We start from the raw sequence: 4,304 nt of genomic DNA on the forward strand, positions 1-4,304 counted from the left end.
CTGTGAGATTGCCGTTGCGATTGTTGCCTCAAGAGTTGACTTCGGCAATCAATTTAAAGTCAACTGTTTTGGTAGGGTCTTTAAACCCCTCAAATGATACCGTCCCGTCTCTCGAAGGCTTGCACGTTTTAGTTGTAGACGATCAGATCGATACCCGGGAACTCTTAGAATTTGTGCTAGAAAGCTACGGGGCGGAGGTTTCGACGGTGGAATCTGCCAGAAGTGCGCTCGTTGCTATGAAGGAAAACCCCGGCAGATATGACGTACTAATCTCGGATATCGGAATGCCAGAGGATAATGGGTATTTCTTAATTCGAGAAGTGCGAGCTCTTGCAGCAGAAGCCGGAGGAGAAATCCCAGCCGTTGCCCTGACTGCTTATGCGAGCGATCGAGAACGCTCTAGAGCGATCGAAGCCGGTTTTCAAATGCATATATCCAAACCTGTCCAGCCCGATCAAATAGCATTAATAGTTGCCAATTTAGCGGGAAGATATTAATTTTTTTGGAGTTTAGATTTATGATGTTTGAGATTAAATTAGGCAGTTAAAATCTTGTCCCCCCCCTTATTAAGGGGGGATCGGATTCTATGGGGAATCATAAAAAATTGGTATTACGTAGAAACCTGTTTTTTCTGCAAAAAAAAATTGCCGACAAAAAAAGGATAAAAAAACAGATTTATTCCGTATTTTTACATAAATCCTATAATCGCTATCACACTGCGCCTAATCCTTAAGACGGTTGCACCATGCGAGTAACTCAAGGTGAAATTACAATAGTCCGCATGACATTGTTCGAGGCTGACGATATTGGTTGGCTGCGAATAAGTGCGGTTTAAGTGGATCTTATGAACTTATTTCCACAAAATACACGATAATAGATCGCGCCAGCTACCATCGACATGAAACCATCAGCAAAAAACGATGCCCCCTTTCCGATAGTTGGGATTGCCGCCTCAGCAGGAGGGTTGGAAGCATTTAGGGGGTTACTGAGCAATTTACCTGCAGATACGGGTATGGCGTTTGTGCTGATTCAGCATTTAGCGCCCGATCACAAGAGTATGCTCGCCGAGATTCTCGCGAGAGTCACGGAAATGCCTGTTAGTGAGGCAGAAGACGGCATGGCTGTAGAGCAGAATCAAGTCTACGTCATTGCGCCCAACACCAAGATGGTGCTGTCTAAAGGCGTGCTGCAACTATCACCCCGCGAGAAGGTTTATGGCAAATATATGCCGGGAGATGCGTTTTTTACGTCATTGGCAACCGATCGCGGACACAAAGCGATCGGCGTAGTATTATCCGGGGGAGACGGAGACGGTTCACAGGGGCTGAGGGCAATAAAAGCAGCCGGAGGCATGACTTTTGCTCAATGTGAAGACACGGCAAAATTCGATAGTATGCCGAATACCGCTGTTGCCACAGGGAATGTCGATTTCATTCTGCCACCGGAAAAAATTGCCGAGGAACTGGCAAATTATAGTCGCAGCCCCCTTCTCTCTTCCACGATTTCTCTGAAAAAAGTTGAGGAATCCCCCCAACAGGCAGATGCCCTGGCAACTATTTTTGCGCTGCTCAAATCGAGCGCAGGCGTTGATTTTAGACACTATAAACCCACGACGATCGCTCGGCGCATCCAGCGGCGGATGGTGTTGTACAAGCTGGAAAGCTTGGAAGATTACGCCCAAAACCTCCGAGAAAATTTGGCTGAAGTCAAAGCTTTATATGAAGAAATCCTGATCCACGTTACCAGTTTCTTCCGCGATCCCGAAGTATTTGAAAAGTTAAAAGAGCTGGTTTTCCCCACAATTACCCAAAATAAATCGGCAAACGATCCGATTCGGATTTGGGTGGCGGGATGTTCCACAGGTGAAGAAGTTTATTCGATAGCCATGTGCTTGTTAGAGTTTTTGAGCGATCGAATCACCCAGCCGCCGATCCAGATTTTTGCTACCGACATTAGCGAAAACGCGATCGCCAAAGCGAGGTCTGGTTTCTACTTAGAAAACCAGATGGTAGACGTTTCACCAGAACGGCGTACTCGCTTCTTTGTTCGCGCCGAACAAGCAGACGGTTATAGAATCTGCAAGGCAGTCCGCGAACTGTGTGTATTTGCCCGACAAGACTTAGGCAGCGACCCGCCTTTTTCCAATGTCGATTTAGTTAGCTGTCGCAATGTAATGATCTACTTGGCAGAGCCATTGCAAAAAAGAGTGATGCCGACTTTTCATTACAGTCTTAACCCAACAGGCTTTCTCCTGTTAGGCACTTCTGAGAGTACCGGAAAATTTTCAGACTTGTTTACTTCAGTGGATAAAAAGTGTAAAGTTTATGCGAAAAAGTTGACTGCGAGTCGCCCCTCTTTTGCGTTTACGCGGAATTCCTATCCCGTCGCTAAAGCTGCTCAACAGCAGGGAGCGAATGAAGAAAAGTTGATAAATAGCTTTGACTTGCAGCGAGCAACTGACCAACTGATCGTGAATCGATATTCCCCACCAAGTGTGGTTGTCAACGAGCAGATGAAAATCATGCAAGTGCGGGGAGACATCGATCCTTACTTGAGAGTGGCAGCCGGAACGCCCGACTTAAACTTGCTGACTATGGCAAGAGAAGGCTTGATTGTTGAGCTGCGGACTGCGATTTCTCAGGCACAAATGCAAAACGTTACTGTTAGGAAAGAAAGGGTATCGGTGGCAGCGGGGGGACGATATAATATCGTCAATATTGAGGTGATACCGTTCCCGTCACACCCCGCCGCAGCACGCTATTTTTTGGTGCTATTTGAAGACGCTTTACCCGGAGCACTCAACTTCGGCACGCTCTCTTCTGAAAGCTCCGATCGAGGTGATTTAGATCCTGAAATTAAACTGCTGAGGCAGGCACTTGCCAGCGCTAACGAAGAAAAAATGGCGGCTCAAGCGCATCTGCAAGCGCTGCTCCTAGAGCAGGAAATTCTCAACCAAGACCTCACAATTGCGAACGAAGAAATCCTATCGAGCAACGAGGAGTTGCAAAGCACCAATGAGGAGCTAGAAACTGCCCAAGAAGAGATTCAAGCCACTAACGAGGAACTCACCACTACTAACGATGAACTTCGCAATCGAAATTTTGAACAGCAGCAGCTCAATAACGATCTGACAAATTTGCTTGCTAGTATTAATATCCCAGTCTTAATGCTGGCAAACGATTTACAGATTCGACGATTTACGCCAACGGCTCAGGAAGTTTTTAATCTGATTCCGACAGATATTGGACGGCCTTTTAACGATATTCGCTCGGCTCTTGATGTTCCTGATTTGTCAGGGATGATTTTGGAGGTGATTCGTACTCTCCAGACGAAAGAACAAGAAGTTCAAACTTTATCGGGATATTGGTACAACCTCCGCATTCGTCCTTACCGCACAGCGGAAAACAGGATTGACGGTGTGGTAATAGTTTTGCTCGATATTGATGCTCTTAAACGCAGTGCCACAACCTTGGAGGAGGCCCGAAGCTACGCTGAAACCATCGTGGAAACTGTGCAAACGCCTTTAGTCGCGCTAGATGCTGATTTGCTAGTGAATAAAGCAAATCGAGCGTTCTATAAAACGTTTCAGGTTTCACAGTCAGAAACAACAAAATGTTCGCTGTTTGAGCTAGGCAACGGGCAGTGGAATATCCCTGAATTGCGATCGATATTGGAAGATATTCTGGTTAGTGATGTTGAGCTTCAAAACTTTGAGTTGGAACACGTTTTTGAGCAGATAGGGCAGAAAACTATGCTGCTCAATGCTTGTAAACTTCAACGAGAAGACCGAGCTTTAATGATTCTGTTGTCGATCGAGGATATCACAGAGCGCAAGCAGTTTGAGACAGAGCGATCGCAGTTATTGGAGCAGGAACAGTTGGCCCGCCAACAAGCAGAAACCGCTAACCGTGCTAAAGATGAATTTCTCGCGAATCTCTCCCACGAACTCCGCAATCCCCTGACTCCGATCCTGGGGTGGGCAAACATCCTGCGTACCGGCGTGCTTAAGGAAGCAGCAGCGGATCGCGCTCTAGAGGTGATCGAGCGCAGCGCGCAGACGCAATCTCAGTTAATCGAAGATATCCTGGATATTGCCAGGATTACCAATGGGAAGCTGGCTCTTAATATCAATTGGATCGATCTGGTTGTGGTGGTGCAAGCTGCGCTCGATGTGGTTCAATTATCAGCCGCAGCAAAAAACATTGAAATTGTTTCGCAGTTGAGTGATGCGACTGTTTTAGGTGATGCTGCTCGCTTGCAGCAAGTTGTGTGGAATCTTCTGTCTAATGCCATTAAGTTTACTC

At 46.6% G+C, this 4,304-nt stretch carries 2 protein-coding genes; both read left to right on the forward strand.

Annotation, left to right across the window (positions count from 1 at the left end; translation table 11 throughout):
- Positions 1–497: response regulator (locus QUA23_RS30490; RefSeq protein ID WP_333110695.1), on the forward strand; the 497-nt coding region annotated here is incomplete at its 5' end.
- Between the two features lie 401 nt (positions 498–898).
- On the forward strand, positions 899–4,304 hold a 3,406-nt coding region (locus QUA23_RS30495), incomplete at its 3' end, for a chemotaxis protein CheB (RefSeq protein WP_333110697.1).

It is taken from the genome of Microcoleus sp. Pol1C5 (assembly GCF_036701115.1).
GTDB lineage: Bacteria > Cyanobacteriota > Cyanobacteriia > Cyanobacteriales > Microcoleaceae > Microcoleus.